This window comes from Anabaena subtropica FACHB-260, from assembly GCF_014697105.1.
Classification (GTDB): domain Bacteria; phylum Cyanobacteriota; class Cyanobacteriia; order Cyanobacteriales; family Nostocaceae; genus Trichormus; species Trichormus subtropicus.
This window is the reverse complement of record NZ_JACJRF010000011.1, coordinates 1-15,924: the sequence shown is the minus strand read 5'-3', so window position 1 is coordinate 15,924 and position 15,924 is coordinate 1. Positions and strand designations below refer to the sequence as shown.

The window sequence follows — 15,924 nt, the reverse complement described above, 5'->3', positions numbered from 1 at the left end:
TAAGAAAGAGTTTCAATCCCTGATAGGGATTAATGTTAATAGAAACCCTTACGATTATTACAATATCAAAATTCTACCTTTGTTTCAATCCCTGATAGGGATTAATGTTAATAGAAACATTCTGTCAAATCTGTATCTTGTGTATATATACTAGGTTTCAATCCCTGATAGGGATTAATGTTAATAGAAACGTTGGTGTTTTCATAATGTTATCGGTTACGATGCTGTTTCAATCCCTGATAGGGATTAATGTTAATAGAAACAGTTGGAACTCTGGTAATTGAGGCAAACTTATTTCTGGCGTTTCAATCCCTGATAGGGATTAATGTTAATAGAAACGAGACTTTTCGGAGGTTCTAAAAGAAATCAACTAGTTTCAATCCCTGATAGGGATTAATGTTAATAGAAACAATTTCTTCAGCTATCTGAAATTTGTTGAAAACTAAGTTTCAATCCCTGATAGGGATTAATGTTAATAGAAACACTCGGTTAATTTTGATTCAAAGTCTTCAGCCATGTTTCAATCCCTGATAGGGATTAATGTTAATAGAAACTAGTAAAATACAGTTAGTTACTTCTGATATTTTAGTTTCAATCCCTGATAGGGATTAATGTTAATAGAAACGGCCCAGGTTTGAAAGGCTTACCATATTTACTTTTCAAGGTTCTGTTTCGTCAACCCCACATCAAGTTAGCTTTTCAGGCACTGAGTTGTCAAGAGTGAACGAGAAAAAATTGCTTGAACAGTAGTTATAGCGAGGGTTTGGGGTGTTTGCGTCAACCTCAATTGTGGTGTAAGAGGCTTCAAAAGTATAACCAGTAAAGCTTTGAGGCGTAAAATTTGAGATGGTTTGCCAAACACCTACAGGTTGACGCACAGGTTAAGCGAAAAATACAGTGGTGTCCATTGGCATTTCGCCGCCGATGCGCTCAATTTTACCTTGACAGCAGGCACAGAGACAGTAAAAACGGATACTGTCTTGCTCTGGTTTGATGAGTTTGGCTAGACGCGATCGCAGTTTAGCATACTGAGTTGGTGTTAGGTCACACTCAAAAACAGAATACTGCATCCACTGTCCATAAGATTTGAGAACCTTGTGAATTTTGGTACGACGCTTATCTTCTGGTACATCGTAAGAAATGACTAAATACATGGAGAGTAAAAAAGTATTTTAATTACGAATGATGAATTATTTACTTCATAATTAAGGGTGGATATTTTTCGATTTCTCCCAGTAGGTATTTAGCAAGAAGGCGGGCTTGAATAGCAAATGTTTCTTGATAGGTGTATTTCTTCTGCATGACTGGATGCTTGAATTGAGTTTGTTTCTTTTCTTGATATAATCTCAAGAAGATGTGTAACCCTTCTTTAGTAAGTGAAACTGCATTGCTGATAGGTTCAGTAATAAAGTCTTTTGGTGAAAGCATCCGGCGATTAATTGCAGTGAGAACAACAGCATCTACTATTAAAGGTCGAAACTCTTCCATTAAATCTAAAGCTAGAGAGGGTCTACCGTATCGCTCTGTATGTAAGTATCCTAAATAGGGATCGAAGCCAACAATATTTAAGGCTCCTTGAATATCGTGACGTAGTAAGGAATATCCTAAACTTAAAAGTGAATTAACCGGATCTATTGGTGGGCGACGGTTGCGGGTATTGAAGCTGAAATTGTCAACTCGGATAAGTTGATTAAAACAACCAAAATATGCAGCACTACCAGCACCTTCAAAGCCTCTGATGCTATCGATGGAATTGGATTTTTCTAAAGAGGCGATCGCATTTGATATTTGATTAATATTACTATTTAAATCAACCTCATATCGGCGTTGGGCTTCTAATAAAGTATGACGGTAATTTTTGAGTTTACCTCTGACAAATCCTTGGGTAACATGAATAGCTTGTGGTGATTCTCCAGCCGCTTTCCATTGAGCAGTACGGACGAAAATGTTTTTACCCATTTCTGGTTCTAAACTAGCGAGATACTTACCGTTATTTGTGAGGAATGTGAGAGGTATTTTTTTATCGATGAGTTCAAAAATAGCAGCCGGAGAAATACTAGCCCTTCCCATCACTACTAACCCATCAATTTTAATTAAAGGTACATCTAAAATTGTCTTTTTTTCAAATTTAACATTGATACGTTCATCAACCTTACTGATAAATGAATCATCCTGTGTAACGTAAACAGTTCCCATGATTTCACCTACAATTAAAAACTTTTGATTTATTTATATCCCCGACTTCTTTAAGAGGTCGGGTATCTAGACAACACCATTAATTAGCTTCTTGGTAAGTTCTAACTCTATCAGTAGCCTTAGGTAAACATTGAGAATTAAGACTACATCCTTGACAGCGTTTGCTATAAATTGGTGTAGGCATTATGCCTGTTGTGATTAAATTTGTGACTGCTTTAATTGTAGCGATCGCACTTTCTCTTAATTCTTGATTTATCTCTACTAATTGCCGTTGATGGGAATGGGCATAATAGATATATCCAGTAGTAATATTTTGCCCTGTCATTTCTTCCAAACATAAGGCTTGAGCGCAAACTTGCAACTCATCATTATCCCATTCACCTTTACGTCCTCGCTTATATTCTACTGGATAAAATTGACCGTCTGCGGCTTCAATTAAATCTGATTTACCGATAAGTTTGTACTTATCTGACTTCAACCAAATTGCTCGAACTTGCCAGGTTTCTTCTCGCTGATTTTCGCTGGTAGTGTGGACGCGATCGTGTAAAGATGTGCCTTCTATGGTATATTCATTATTAATAAATTCACCTGCGCAAAACATCCGCCAACAACGATGGGAACAATAGGCATATTGATTTAATGCCGCAATAGAAATGTATTCGGTATTCATAAGTTAATAGTCAAAAATTAAAAGTTTTACCTTTTCTCTCACGTAGAATATAGTCGGCGCATCATTCCCATACCCATTGTAGTTTTACGTCCTACACCTGCATATAAAGCAAAGTTAGCCAAAGCATTGATTTGTTTAATTTGGATTGGTTCTACATCACCTAAAATTCGATAATTTACCTGTCCAAGAATGCCGATAAATTTACTACGGGAATCGGCTAATATTTCTGTGTGAATATTAAGAAATGAAGGGAAAATTGATTCTATGGCAATTTGAGAAAATTCTATACCACTATATTTATGCCAACGAGAAAGGAGGGAATTAAATACACATTCTCTAGTAGGGAGGGTTGTGTCAAACTTTCCCTGGCGGAAGGCTGTGGGTGTGGCGAAGCTAAAGTTAAAAGTGCGATCGCTCTCGCTGGCTTGCTCATATAATTGAGCGTAAGTAGTAGCATTTGCCCAAGGTTGGGTAGATTGGGGTGTGCCTTGAATGCTTGTAATATATAGGTTAGCCGGGCCAAGATGCCAAGGATGATCGGGGTTGAGATTTAGCCACAGTTGAGTAAGTTGGCTAAAAAGGGTGTCATCTAATAGAGAGATACGCCACCAACAAGGAGTTCCGGCGGAAATTTGTTGTTGATGGAAGTATTGCAGTTGTGATCCCTTACTCCCCCTAGTAAAAGCAATTTGCAGAGGTGAAAGGGTGAAGGCTTTATCTGCGTCGGAATCGTGGAGGCGATCGCCTAATTCTCGATCTACAGAACTAACTAATGTTAAAAATAGGGCGTGGAGATGTCTGCCTGTGAGATACTGCGGGGGAATGGGTGACTGGGGAAGTAGGTTAAGAACTAAGCTGTGGGGCATAGAATCAAGTCAAAAGTTAAAAGTTAAAAGTCAAAAATTTACTTGCGTTTTTTGCTTGTGGACTGAAAAACTCTCGACTCGATGGTAAACTCTGGGATGTCTGCAAGTTCTTCGTCACTTAAACTATACTGTTCGCAAACCAAACTTAGGCGATTTCCTGGTGTTTTTACGGCATTAACCGAGTGTGTTAAATCACCTTGAAAGTGGAGTAAAGTATTCGTCTGTGGCTTAATTTGTCCCAGTTGGCGTTTGTGCGACTTGAGTACCAGTTCTCCCCCTTCCATATTTTCTGGTACACGCACATAAAGAACACTAACAAACATCGGTGGTTCAATAGTTTTGCAGTAGGAACGCAGAGAGCGATCTATGTGTGGATCGACGCGAGAACCTTCCTTTAGTAGTAAGGGATTGAGGTAAAAAGCGTTACATTCAGGTTGGAGAGCCAAATCTAGGTAAGACTGGAAGTAGGGGAATTTTTGCTCTACCGTGGAGATATGCGATCGCCTAAACACCACCGAAAATCCTTTCGTACCCACAAAATCACGGTTGAGGTTGTTGATAGCAAAGTAAGGACAAGCTTGGATTTCTCCCCACAGGTTGTTCAAGTATTCGCTGGGGAAGGCGTTTGGTTGTTGCTGATAGTGTTTCACAGGCGATCGCACAGTAATAATTAACTACGAAAATGATAAGCCATTCGAGCCGGAATTTTTATGTCTTTCATCTCAGTAAATTGGTAATATTGCCCTCGCATTTGCACATTCTGAATTAAACTAACTGGAGGCATATTTACCACATCGTAGCTAATCACTTGATTGGTGAACATGACATCTAAAGGATTTAAGGGATGTTTGCAGGTGAATAAACCTTCAGCATTTTGAGGTTTAGGTAATTGCTCAACTGTTAACTCAGCTTTACTCATCCACTTACCCAAGCGAAGCCATTTTGGTAATTTGAGTTCTTTTTGAGAAATCACAAAAAACTCAAATTGACTTTCTGGTGCTATTTCTTTGGTTCTCCCAAAACTAGGGATGTTTTTCTGCGTTTTCTCCATCTCCACATGATAGTTATTGTTAGCATACTTCCATGTATTGAGAATAGCAGAATAACTAATAGCTAATGCAGGAGTAACATAAATTCCCTGTTGATTAAGTGGCGTTAAATGCTCCTCATATTTGGGTACTTGTTCAGGACGAAAATAACGGTACGAATGTTCTTCAGCAACGGTAGTAGAGTAGATTTGGCTATCAACTAAACCCAGTGCATAACAGAGAGCGTAATTGTGGATTATTGGCTCTGTTTCATACAATCGCCCGATTTCACGAGTTGCGAAATAAAGGCTGTCATGTAGTTCTATTTGACAGCGATAAATAAACACCATTACTCTTTCTCCGCTTTAGCAGTAGTTTTCTTCTTGCTAATATGCTTCTTGGCATAATCTTTAGCTTCTGCATCAGCTTTTTGTAAAATTGCTTGAATTCCTTTCTCACTTCCTGTTAAAGTTTTAACTTCATTAATTAGGGATACAAAAGCATCACCAATGAAATCTGTGTGAACAATAAACTCATCAGCCATTAATGCCTCAATAGCGTTTTTTGCAGCAGTGATTACATCATCTTCATCTAGTGGATCGGGAGCATTTAAAGTATTATTAGATTTCATTTGGTCATATATTGCCTGAGTCCAACGCAAGTTACTAGTAATTTCTCCGTCCGCAAATACAACACCAATTAACTCATTTCTCACGCGGCCTGTACGGGTGGTTTGCGCTCCATAATGACGAGTTCGCAGAATGTTATTAAAAACGTAAAGGAAGCTAGCTTCAGTGGGGTCTTTCAAGGTGACAATACTAGGAAAGAAAACTTGCGGCAGGATATGATCTTGTTGGTTAATTCTGGCTGTTACTGTACCTATTTCACCATCTAGTTTACCATCTGATTTTTTTTCTCCTTTTGCAGCCATTGTGCCATTTTCATAGGGAGCATTGAGAGTAAAGGTTTCATGTGATTCATCAAAAGATGTAATTGAAAATGCCGTATCTACCACAACCTTGGATTTTTCAGAGCCAGAATCACCAATAGCAAACCCGTAAATAATGCAATCAGGATTATCCATTGCAAAAGCTACGTTATACTCACATTCTTCAGCAGTCATTAAACCATAGTTTCTTAGTAATTCTCGACCTACTAAACGTTCTGGTGTTGATTGCTTACGTTTGAACATTGATAAACGACTAATTGTAGTTTTATCTTTGATTCCGGCTCTTACCCGTGCTTTATTAAGTTCTGAATCTGTTTGAAACAAAGGATAAGATTCTGTAATACGAATACTCAGGAAATGAACATACTTACCCATTGGTTTATAGGGGATTTCGGATTGAAAAAATTTGCTTTCAACAGTTTTCAAAAGTGACATATTTTTCCCCAATTTAAATACATGAAAGAATTGCTTGATTGTTTTGTATGCAGAATCATTTTTTCTAGAGGCTAAAATAGCCTAGAAAGTTTAATCTTCATTTTCATCTTGTATGTCATTATCAGGTTTATTACCTTTATCATGGCGTTCTTTATCATTCTCTAAGCGATATAAAAACTCGCAAGTATCTTTGATTAGATTCAGTTGACGGCCAGCTAAACGAGCGCGATCGCCTGCAAATGCTTTCTCAAATACTTCTACTACAAAGTGTCGTGAAAAATCTAAAATCGCCTCTCTTTCTTCATCACGATGGACAATAACCCAACGTCCCTCTGCTGTGGAGTTACGCACTCGCTCCATCAGTTTGAAAATTTTTGCAGCTACAGCATCAACTAATACTTCACCGTGAAAAAAATTTTTATCGGCTTTGATAATAGTCTCAGCAGCCTCATCAATTGGTTTCAAGATAGCATTAGACTTGATTGGTTTTCCTTTACTAGATTTTGCTCGGTAAAATTTACGGTAAAGGTCAGTTAATATTTTAGGATGATGCAAGTGTGATTCTTCTGTCATAGTCCACTTCTCCAGTTGAAAATCATATTTAACATAAGGGTCAAAACAAGGGTAAAAGTGGTGAGCATAAAGCTTGATTTTACTCAAGCTTGCAGTATCAACTTTTTGGTTACGCACCCAGCGATTGAGATAAGAAAAAACGTACAATGGACTGGTTTCAAAATCTTTAGCCAGTTCTGTAAATCTCCCCCAGTTGGCATCGTAACCAGACTTACCTTGCCTAGCATTCACATCTAAATGAATGGCGTAAGCGGCGGTAAGCACATTTAAAGGTGCTGGGTATTGGATGCCGTTTTCATTCCAACCTTCGAGGATGTAGTCAAGACGGAAGCGATCGCGCCTTACTAAAGAACGGAAAGCATGAGGCGCACTATCAAGGAAAACGCTTTCCTCAAATTCAGCCCCATCATTAAAAGGTGGAATCGGTGACTCAGAAACTACAGTTTTAACATCTAAAATCATCGGGAAAGCAAACGCTAACCAAGTTGGCATTACCCAAGATTCTGTATCGGTGCTGTCTCTTCCTGGCGGGAGTGCCATGAAGTAAAATGTTAAAGGCTGGTCTTCAGGATAGGAAAGTTTAAAGGTGCGATCCTTGTCACGTTGGAGGTTTTCATCGATTAAGAAACTATCTACACTTTGGTAGCGATCACGCCCCAAATCAGCCTGTAAATCTTTACTGATAAAATGATTACGAACGCTGGTATCAAAGCGAGTTTGAGCAATGCCGTTGTATGCTTTTTGCAAAAACTTGTTAGTCTCTGGAGTAAAGTAATAAGTAGGATAAAAATAGAGATAGCGATATTTTCCATCTTCAAATCGCTTACCTACAGCTTGAGTTTGATTCATCAAGATTTGCCTCAGCATCATCTCCACACCTGCAATACTGGAGATATTGCGTTTAGCGTTGGAACCTCCTAACATTTGCTTGTTTGTATAAACTTGAGGGGTAAATAAAACTGCTGATTCCATTTGCTCAGTAACCGTGTAAGCAGAATGAGAAATTGAGCAGATTAATTGTTTCCCTCGCCCTGCTTTTTTCGCAGCATTGTAATTGTCTAACTCATTTAGAAATGTTTCAACTTGAGTTTTAACAGATGACTCTTGATTAGTGCCTGGTAACATGACAACTCGTTTTACCCAAAGCCTTAAATCATCCCAACCATCAGGTAATTGATACTGAGAAATTATCGGAGAAATTAAGGTTGACAAATAGTCAATGACTTGCTGACAAGCTTCGCGTACATCTTCAATTCCTGGATGATGTTCTAAATACTTAGCTGCCAGATAATACCATTCATAAGGTACTCCTCCCGTATTTCCCTTTAACTTATTTTCTTTCAGACTTTCATTAATACGTTGAATTTCTCTAATTTGGGGTAAACATTCTGCTAAATTCCAAAATTCTGCAACTTTATGAGTTAAATCAAAATCGGGAACTGCTGGCAGCTTTTTATCTTTTTTACGAGCAGAATCAATGCGATTAACTGTCTCTTTCCAAATCTTTCGGCTAACTAAATCACCAAACTCTGCTATTTGATCAATGCGGATATCATCTTCAAATGTGAAGTCATAATCAGCAGATAAAACATTTTGTTGCTGAAACTTATTCAGATTGTCACTGCGACTTTTAGCAACAGAGGCTTTATTAGGGTTTAAGATGCGTAATGTAGCATCTAAGGCTACTTTCATCAAGCCTATATCATCAAAAAATAAGTTGTAATATTCGGCATATTTCATGCCTTTGCCATCTCTACCAAATCCTGTTTGTCTGAGGCGTAATTGACCTGCACAAAGCGATTTAATACTGTTAACTACACGGTCTGGTAAATCTTCCGGCGAGATAGCTAGAGCATTGCGCGAAGCTAAGTAAATTACGCCTGTTGGCAGATATAACAAAGGTTCATAGTAGGTATGCTCATCAGTATTGAGACTAGTATGAGCCTGAATTAAAGCATTATTCACCACATTAGTTAAAACACCACGATTCTCAGCAATGCTGTGATAGGTAAACTTTAATTGTCCATCACTGAGGCTGTGGAGAATTCCATTTAATGTCTGGTGTTCTGCATCTTGAGGATGTTTAATAACTGAGGAAAGTAAATCAGCTAAACAAGTTAAATCAGCAAGACATATCAGAATATAATCATCAATTATTGGTTGTAAACCATGCTCAGAAACATTGAGATTTGTATCATTTCGGCGCTGGGCATTGTAAGCAATAAATAACAAATCATCTCGATATTCTTGCCATGCTGTTGGTTCATCAGGACTAACAAATTTATCAAGAGCTAATTCACAGACTATAACATCTATAATTTCGCGGTGGGCATCTACAGATAACTTGCGAATGTCTTGTTCTTTATCTTGGCTAATTGCTTTATAATTATCTGGCATTTTAGGAAATAGCCGATAATCAAACTTTTCAAAATCATGTAAAATAAACCCAGCAATTAATAAGCGCCTTTCTTGTTCTTGAATTACCCTTTTTGCAGTGGTATCAAGCTTATTTAGACAACGTTCTATTAAATTAGCTGGTAGTAACCCATTGAGTAAATGAGTATTCAAAGATTGATCGCCTGCATTTCTTCGATCAAGTTTTTTTGGCTCTTTTATTTTGTGACTTTTTCCTAAATTATTTTTGTGGAAATTTTCTATCTCCTTTTCTCTCTTTTTATCAAGATAATCAAAAAATTTTCCACCTTTTGCTGTCACTCCAACTGCTACCCGTAAAAGATTGGGTAAAACGTAATCACTAAATTCCTGCATAATTAAATCATCGTCATTTTCTGATTTAATTGCATCTTGAAGTAACTTGAGAGTTAAGAGTTCTGCTGTTTGTGTTTCGACTTTTAGATTAGATGTTTCTTGAAAGTCAGAATCATCTCCAGACATCCAATCATCATCTGATATTTCGGCGGTTGAATCATTTTCTGTTTCTGCTTCTAAGAGTGATAGTTGTTGATATTCATCTGATTTCTTACTTTTTTTAGCCATCTTCTTTATTAAATGAAATTAAATAAGATTTGAGTTCTCCAGCATTATCGATAATCGTCAAGATTCATTCAAATCCTTCTAGCAATCTAGCAACTTGTTCTGGATCTGGAAGCTGATTTTTTAATTCTTTTGGTACTTTAGAAACTATTTGGTAAGTTGCAACACCAATTGGTTTATTAGATTCCTTTAGTGCATATTCAACAATAGTTCTCTGTTTGGATTTACAAAGAATAATGCCAATAGAAGGATTTTCTTCTGGTAGCTTTACCGTATTATCTAAAACAGCTAAATAAAACTGCATTTTGCCAATATATTCAGGTAAAAACTTACCAATTTTTAATTCTATTGCCACCAAACACTTTAAACGGCGATGATATAATAGGATATCTATAAAATATTCTTCATCATCAACTTCTAAACGATATTGGCTACCAATAAAGGCAAATATTCCACCCATTTCTTGTAAGAAAGGTTGAACTTTTGCTAAAATTGACTCTTCTAGCTGTCGTTCGCTGTGTTCATCTGCTAATTCCAAAAAATCAAAAGTATATTCATCTTTAACTGCTAACTTTAATTGGTTACGGATCTCTGCTGAAATACTTTGATCAAAATTAGTTTGATTTAGCAGAGTTTTTTCATAAGTTTGATTTTCAATTTGGTGAATTAAAACGTTTTTTGTCCAGCCAAACTTCCGAGTCATTCTAATGTAAAATTCTCGTTCTAAGTCATCTTTGCATTTTTCTAAAATGACCAAATTGTGAGTCCATCCAATTTCTGCAACCATTGGTTGCAGTTTTTCTTTTTGGCTATATGTGACGTAAAAATTCCGCATATTCCAGATATTTCGAACAGAAAACCCACTAATACCAGGAAACTCTGCTTGTAAGTCTTTTGCTAGCTGTTCTACTACTGATTTACCCCAACTAGCATCCTGTTGTTTGATAACAATCATTTGCCCAATATCCCAATACAGGTTAATCATTTCCCGATTAACTGCCTTTAATGCTTCGTACTGGGCTGAACGAATCCGTTGTTGTACTTCCATAAGTAGATTTCTGTAATCGTCAGAAATGGAATTACTCATAATTGACAATATTTCAATCTCTACAGTAAAAATTGTTTTTTTCTTCTAGTTCCTGATTTCTACCAATTAGATAGTCGAATTGAGCAACTTTTCTGCATAACAATTGGATTGATTCCTCAGTTTCCTCAATTCTACGGTCATGCTCTGAGAGTCGATTATCTTGAATGAGATTGTGCTGCTGCTGCGCTTTAATGCGATCAATCAGATCATTGATGGCATAACGGAGTTGGTCTAAGGGGTCAGAGTTTTGGCTTTGCATCTAAGTGTTTCCTGGTTTAAAGGATTACTTTAGAGCCTAGCATACTATTTTTCCTCAGACCATTGATTTTCATCGTAAAAGCACTCTTTAACAATATATCGGTGAATAATGATTCTGTAACCATAAATAAATTCAACTGTGAATGCCTCTTTCGTGCTACCTTATAATGGTGGGGTCTTTAAATAATCCCTTCTTAGGGATTGAAACACAGACTCATAATTCACTGATACTGAACCCACCCTGCTGACAAAGCAGCGAATCCCTATTAGGGATCTCAACATGGCGTTATCCATATCTCATCCCCTTTACTCTTAAACCAATGTGTCAAGGTATCTAGCAATAGTGCAGACTGCCCGAAGGCAATGCAGTATGGTGGTGTATTATCTAAAACACTATATTGGTCACTAATTGGGTAAATCTGAAAGTGCATTGGCAATCGTCCTTGCTGACGTACTCTCTCTAAGGGAAAAGGCAGCAGATAACTAACTAATGCCTGTTTCTTCAATTGCTTGTTAATTTCACTAATCCAATAGTTTGCAGGTTGCCAAACCTGAATACCTAACAACACCTGCACATCCCAAGTATCAGCAAAGGGTTTCAAGTCCCCAGGATAAGTAAATTTCCAATCTAGTCTTTCTTCTCGATAGCGAAGTAATTTCATAAATCCTAGACAGTTTTTAAATCTGCCTTTGGGAATAGTTGTATCTGTGCGTTCTGCTGTTGCTTGTCGCAGTCGTTCAAATTCTGTCCCCTTCATCGGTTCAATTTCCAAGTTGCTGAGAATTCCTGGTAAATCGTAAGTTTTGAACTTATCCACCTCATTTTTCTCAGTAGTGTCGTAAATTCCACACAGTAAAGGACTCTTACCCCGAAAACTCACAGCCTCTTCTAAAATAGGATTTCCCTTATCTGTTCGTGAAAGTTCGTGCCATTTTTCTTCCCATTCCTTGCTACGGACAAACGCTGCTTTAAGACTGGCTTTTCTTTTGTCAGTGCTGAAAACTATCTCACAATCTTTCTTTAGTGCTTCCTGACTACCTGCTGCATATTGCTGTTTAATATTAGGATGTCCCAACTGTCGAACCAGTCGCATAGATTGAACAACACCCCATTTAAAGTAATAGCCTGTAAAATCATTAATTTTGCGGTATTTATCCCTAATTTGATCATGAAAAAATGGACGTTCATAAACTTCGCCTGACTTCAATAGTGGTGCTTCATCCTTCTCATCTTTTTCAAAAAGCCTTTTCACCAAAAATTCAGGGACAAGTGCATAAGCAGTAAAGTTAGTAAAATTAATCTGCTGTCCGTCACGTTCATAACCATCATGTCGTCCCAGTCTGCCTAAACGCTGGATAAAATTACCTGCGTCTGCTGATTCAAAAAACAAGAAATTGATTTTGAAATCAACACCCACATCAATAGTGCTAGTTCCCAAAACTAAATCAGCATCTAGGGATTCTTCTTTAGTTTTTTTCCCAGATAAACCAGTATTTTCTTCAACTGTGAAATTATACGGCTGGAAAAAAGGTGTAAAAAAATCCTTTAATCGTTTCACAGCAGCAATAGAATTAAGAATAATTGCGCCTTTGCTACCTGGATACTTTTGTAAATGATCTAAAATCAACGCTGCATTATCTTTTAACCAAGTTTCAGAAGCTTTAGGTGTAGATTCTAAACCGAAAAAATGCAATGATATTTCCCCTACAACTTTTCGCCAATCTGAAGTTTTTAGATGCTTGGATTCAGTAAGAGTATCAGGAAAATGATATTTATTCTCTTTAAGTGGATTAATTTCATGACAGCGAAAATCTGCTAATTTAAGCCTTTCAATTAATTGGGTATTTGGGGTAGCAGAAAGGAATAAAAACTTTTTACGCCTATTAGTGCGACGAATCAAAAGCATTGTGTTAATTACGCTTGCAATTTGTGGTGCTTTGAACACATGAAATTCATCAAAAAGAATGACATTGAAACGCTTATCTATTCTATTCCAGAGTTTATCTGGATTATCTTTATATAGTAAATATGCACCATAATGTAGATAATGAAAAATATCAGGATTGGTAAGCAAAATTTCAGATTGCCCAGCGCGAGTTTCTAAAGCTACTCCTTTTTTCAAGTTTTCTTCTTCAGCATAAATTTCTAATTCTTGCCCACTTAATCGATTAACACGCGGTTTATGTTCAGGCTGAAATTTTTCAATGTATCCTCTAATTTGTTTTTCTTGATCTCTAGCGAGTTCGTTTGTGGGATATAGCCCTAAAACTGGAGAGTGTCTTTGCAAAATATCTAGGTATCCGGCGAGACTTTTACCATCGCCAGTCATCGCAGTGTTGAATATTACGTCAATATTGGGATTGCGTAGTGCTTCTAAGGTAGCGGCTTGATGCCAAGATAGTGACCAATCTTTAGGTATTTGCACCCCATCAGGTGTGGGGACTGTTTGCGAATAAACAGGCTTGAGAGTGATTTTGTAACTTTCGGACATAAACTTAAATAGTGTCCGTAACTGGTTGTTAAAAACTATATTGACACGCAAAATAGAGATTGGCAATATTTATCTGTATAAAAGTGTCCGTGTATTTTCATGAGTCGTAAAGGTCAGTCTATAACCCTGTCGGTAACAGAACGAGATAAAGCCGAACTAGAAGCGATCGCCCGTGAGTTCGGTATGATGTGGGGAGATGATCCCAATATCTCCAAACTCATCAAGGCGATCGCCCAACGTCAGCTAATTATTGGTAAAAATAATGATTGGCAAGAATCACGTATCCGCGCCTTACATCGGTGTATTGGTGCTTTAACCGATATTGGACAAATTGAACAAGCAGAAATTATTGCTGAATTATTACTAGAACGAGGTGAACTATCAACCCCACTACGGAACGAAATTCAAGCCTTACTAGGGAACACACTCCCAGCTTGGCGGGTGCAAATAGACCGCTATATTCTCCGTCAACAACCCTTTCAACTTTCCTATCAAGATGCAGCAGAACGAGTATCTAATTTTACAATTCGCTATGCTAAAATCACTCCCCATGAAAAGCGAGAGTATCTTGATTGCTGGTGTGAGGAGACAACAGGAAACTTGGATATCCCAGAACTTACACATAACTGGTGTTTTCGTTTAGACCGCATACTTGATGCCGCAGTCTCCCAAGTTGACGGTGAATGGCGTACTCAATTAGATGAAATTGATGTCGAAATGCACCTATTTTCTGGTTTAGCTTTTGCCTACCAAGCCAAACCAGAAGATAAGACTAATGAATGGCTACCTGACAGACAACGTGTACGGCGAGTAGTTAGAGGTGTTTCCAGTACCTTTTGGTTTAACCGCGAAGTTATGCAGTATGCACCAGATTGTGTGATTGTATCACCGGAGAATGTGCGCGATCGCCTCAAACAAAAACTCCTCACCCTATGTCAGTTGTATGACATTGAAACCAAGAGCTAATCTTGGAGGGTAGAGGTAGTTTAAGAATAGTATTGATTATTAGTTCCTAGACAAGAGATGGGGAAGCATCTTCCCCCATCCCTAAATATTAGTTTCAATCAACTGGCGATATTCACTCTTTTGCTTCACACCTTTAACTTCTTTTACCAGTTCTTTATCTTTGAAAAACTGGACTGTTGGTGTTCCAGTGACACCAGCATTTTCCGCAATATCCCGGTCTTGGTCGATGTCAATTTCCACAAAGTGGATTTTACCGTCAAATTCATCGACTACTTTATTTAATATCGGTTTCAGGGTATGGCAAGGGCCACAACCAGGGGCGACGTATTTGACAATGAGTAGGCGATCGCTTTCATGGAATAATTTCCGTAAAGCATAACCACCAGCATGGCGAGTTGCACTCAATTCAAATCCCGCTTCTTGTTCAGCTTCGGTTTTTTGTGCTACTGGTTGAGTTTCTAACTCATTGTTGATAGTTTGCTGTTGATGGAACTCTTGAATCAACGCATTTGCAGACAACCACCGTTCTGCTAACAGCGCCGCCGCACAGCCACTACCCGCCGCCGTAATTGCTTGGCGATACTCATGGTCTTGTACGTCACCCGCCGCAAACACACCCTCTACGCTGGTTTCTGGTGAACCATGTTGAGTTACAACATAGCCAACTTCATCCAGTTCTAGTTGTCCCTGAAATAACGAGGTGTTGGGCTTGTGACCAATGGCGTAGAATAAACCCTTGGCGTGTACTTTGGTTTCTTCCCCAGTCTGGTTATTGCGGACTTTCACCCCTTCCATAAAACCATTACCAAACACATCGACTACTTCTGTATTCCAATGCACTTGGATTTTGGGGTTACTCAAAACGCGGTCTTGCATCGCTTTAGAAGCCCGCATCTTTTCAGAACGCACCAACAAATTAACCTTCGAGCCGTACTTAGTTAAATAAATCGACTCTTCCGCCGCCGAGTCACCAGCCCCAATCACAGCTAACTCTGCACCGTGGAAAATTGGGGTTGCACCATCGCAGATTGCACAAGCAGAAATCCCCCGACTCCAGAATTGATGCTCACTAGGTAAACCCAAACGCTTGGCAGTTGCACCAGTAGCAATAATAATAGTGTGTGCCTTAACTTCTCGTTCCTCTGAGCGTACAGTAAATGGACGCTGACTTAAATCAACTGATATAACATCTTCAGTATATAACTCAGCCCCCCAGCGTTCCGCCTGAGCCTTCATCCTGTCCATTAATTCCGGCCCAGTAATCCCTTGGGGAAACCCCGGAAAGTTCTCTACTTCAGTCGTTGGTTAAACTAAGCCAAAAAGTCGCCTTTTTGACTCGTCTTCAGAACCGTGCCTGAATCTTTCAATTCACACGGCTCCTCAATGAATTGGGACTTGTCATGTCTACCT

At 38.3% G+C, this 15,924-nt stretch carries 12 protein-coding genes, 1 pseudogene and 1 CRISPR repeat array (1 of these 14 only partly in view); of the genes and pseudogenes, 1 reads left to right on the top strand and 12 read right to left on the bottom strand.

Translation table 11 applies throughout. The annotated features are described in order from the left end of the window. Positions 1-625: direct repeats of the CRISPR family, unit length 37 nt; unit sequence GTTTCAATCCCTGATAGGGATTAATGTTAATAGAAAC (it extends 1,724 nt beyond the left edge of the window). A gap of 256 nt (positions 626-881) precedes the next feature. The 11 genes from cas2 to cas3 form a co-directional block, all read right to left on the bottom strand. Next, positions 882-1,154 carry a CRISPR-associated endonuclease Cas2 gene (cas2, locus tag H6G18_RS08725; protein ID WP_190406704.1) on the bottom strand — a complete coding sequence of 91 codons (273 nt, stop codon included), beginning with the start codon at positions 1,152-1,154 and terminating at the stop codon, positions 882-884. Between the two features lie 40 nt (positions 1,155-1,194). Continuing rightward, positions 1,195-2,196 (bottom strand): type I-D CRISPR-associated endonuclease Cas1d, encoded by a 1,002-nt coding sequence (gene cas1d / locus H6G18_RS08720; RefSeq protein ID WP_190406703.1) that lies wholly within the window; start codon positions 2,194-2,196, stop codon positions 1,195-1,197. A 79-nt stretch (positions 2,197-2,275) separates the two neighbouring features. Further along, the gene (cas4, locus tag H6G18_RS08715) at positions 2,276-2,866 is read right to left on the bottom strand and encodes a CRISPR-associated protein Cas4 (protein WP_190406702.1); all 591 of its coding nucleotides are present in this window, start codon (positions 2,864-2,866) and stop codon (positions 2,276-2,278) included. A 38-nt stretch (positions 2,867-2,904) separates the two neighbouring features. Then, on the bottom strand, positions 2,905-3,732 hold the full coding sequence (gene cas6, locus H6G18_RS08710; RefSeq protein WP_190406701.1) for a CRISPR-associated endoribonuclease Cas6: 828 nt from the start codon (positions 3,730-3,732) through the stop codon (positions 2,905-2,907). A gap of 38 nt (positions 3,733-3,770) precedes the next feature. Beyond that, on the bottom strand, positions 3,771-4,382 hold the full coding sequence (locus H6G18_RS08705; RefSeq protein ID WP_190406700.1) for a 2OG-Fe(II) oxygenase: 612 nt from the start codon (positions 4,380-4,382) through the stop codon (positions 3,771-3,773). Between the two features lie 20 nt (positions 4,383-4,402). Further along, positions 4,403-5,110, bottom strand: a complete 708-nt coding sequence (cas5d, locus tag H6G18_RS08700; RefSeq protein WP_190406699.1) for a type I-D CRISPR-associated protein Cas5/Csc1 — start codon at positions 5,108-5,110, stop codon at positions 4,403-4,405. Further along, positions 5,110-6,144 (bottom strand): type I-D CRISPR-associated protein Cas7/Csc2, encoded by a 1,035-nt coding sequence (cas7d, locus tag H6G18_RS08695; RefSeq protein WP_190406698.1) that lies wholly within the window; start codon positions 6,142-6,144, stop codon positions 5,110-5,112. Before cas7d ends, cas5d begins: the two co-directional genes overlap by 1 nt. Positions 6,145-6,234: 90 nt before the next feature. Further along, positions 6,235-9,714, bottom strand: a complete 3,480-nt coding sequence (cas10d, locus tag H6G18_RS08690) for a type I-D CRISPR-associated protein Cas10d/Csc3 (protein ID WP_190406697.1) — start codon at positions 9,712-9,714, stop codon at positions 6,235-6,237. 64 nt (positions 9,715-9,778) lie between these two features. Next, positions 9,779-10,798, bottom strand: coding sequence for a PDDEXK nuclease domain-containing protein (locus tag H6G18_RS08685; RefSeq protein ID WP_190406696.1), 1,020 nt, complete (start codon positions 10,796-10,798; stop codon positions 9,779-9,781). 13 nt (positions 10,799-10,811) lie between these two features. Beyond that, positions 10,812-11,057: a hypothetical protein gene (locus tag H6G18_RS08680; protein ID WP_190406695.1), complete on the bottom strand. Its 246-nt coding sequence runs from the start codon at positions 11,055-11,057 to the stop codon at positions 10,812-10,814. A 274-nt stretch (positions 11,058-11,331) separates the two neighbouring features. Beyond that, the gene (cas3, locus tag H6G18_RS08675; protein WP_190406694.1) at positions 11,332-13,548 is read right to left on the bottom strand and encodes a type I-D CRISPR-associated helicase Cas3'; all 2,217 of its coding nucleotides are present in this window, start codon (positions 13,546-13,548) and stop codon (positions 11,332-11,334) included. A gap of 99 nt (positions 13,549-13,647) precedes the next feature. Here cas3 and H6G18_RS08670 point away from each other — a divergent pair, with 99 nt between their 5' ends. Next, positions 13,648-14,514, top strand: coding sequence for a WYL domain-containing protein (locus H6G18_RS08670; protein WP_190406693.1), 867 nt, complete (start codon positions 13,648-13,650; stop codon positions 14,512-14,514). A gap of 81 nt (positions 14,515-14,595) precedes the next feature. On the opposite strand, the pseudogene H6G18_RS08665 reads toward H6G18_RS08670, so the two are convergent. Next, positions 14,596-15,816 (bottom strand): annotated as a pseudogene (locus tag H6G18_RS08665) (FAD-dependent oxidoreductase); the annotation flags it as partial. Positions 15,817-15,924: the final 108 nt, after the last annotated feature.

Bases quoted from the DNA above. Each gene is read 5' to 3' on its own strand.
- cas2 (WP_190406704.1), bottom strand. From the start codon at position 1,154: ATGTATTTAGTCATTTCTTACGATGTACCAGAAGATAAGCGTCGTACC.
- cas1d (WP_190406703.1), bottom strand. From the start codon at position 2,196: ATGGGAACTGTTTACGTTACACAGGATGATTCATTTATCAGTAAGGTT.
- cas4 (WP_190406702.1), bottom strand. From the start codon at position 2,866: ATGAATACCGAATACATTTCTATTGCGGCATTAAATCAATATGCCTAT.
- cas6 (WP_190406701.1), bottom strand. From the start codon at position 3,732: ATGCCCCACAGCTTAGTTCTTAACCTACTTCCCCAGTCACCCATTCCC.
- cas5d (WP_190406699.1), bottom strand. From the start codon at position 5,110: ATGGTGTTTATTTATCGCTGTCAAATAGAACTACATGACAGCCTTTAT.
- cas7d (WP_190406698.1), bottom strand. From the start codon at position 6,144: ATGTCACTTTTGAAAACTGTTGAAAGCAAATTTTTTCAATCCGAAATC.
- cas10d (WP_190406697.1), bottom strand. From the start codon at position 9,714: ATGGCTAAAAAAAGTAAGAAATCAGATGAATATCAACAACTATCACTC.
- H6G18_RS08685 (WP_190406696.1), bottom strand. From the start codon at position 10,798: ATGAGTAATTCCATTTCTGACGATTACAGAAATCTACTTATGGAAGTA.
- H6G18_RS08680 (WP_190406695.1), bottom strand. From the start codon at position 11,057: ATGCAAAGCCAAAACTCTGACCCCTTAGACCAACTCCGTTATGCCATC.
- cas3 (WP_190406694.1), bottom strand. From the start codon at position 13,548: ATGTCCGAAAGTTACAAAATCACTCTCAAGCCTGTTTATTCGCAAACA.
- H6G18_RS08670 (WP_190406693.1), top strand. From the start codon at position 13,648: ATGAGTCGTAAAGGTCAGTCTATAACCCTGTCGGTAACAGAACGAGAT.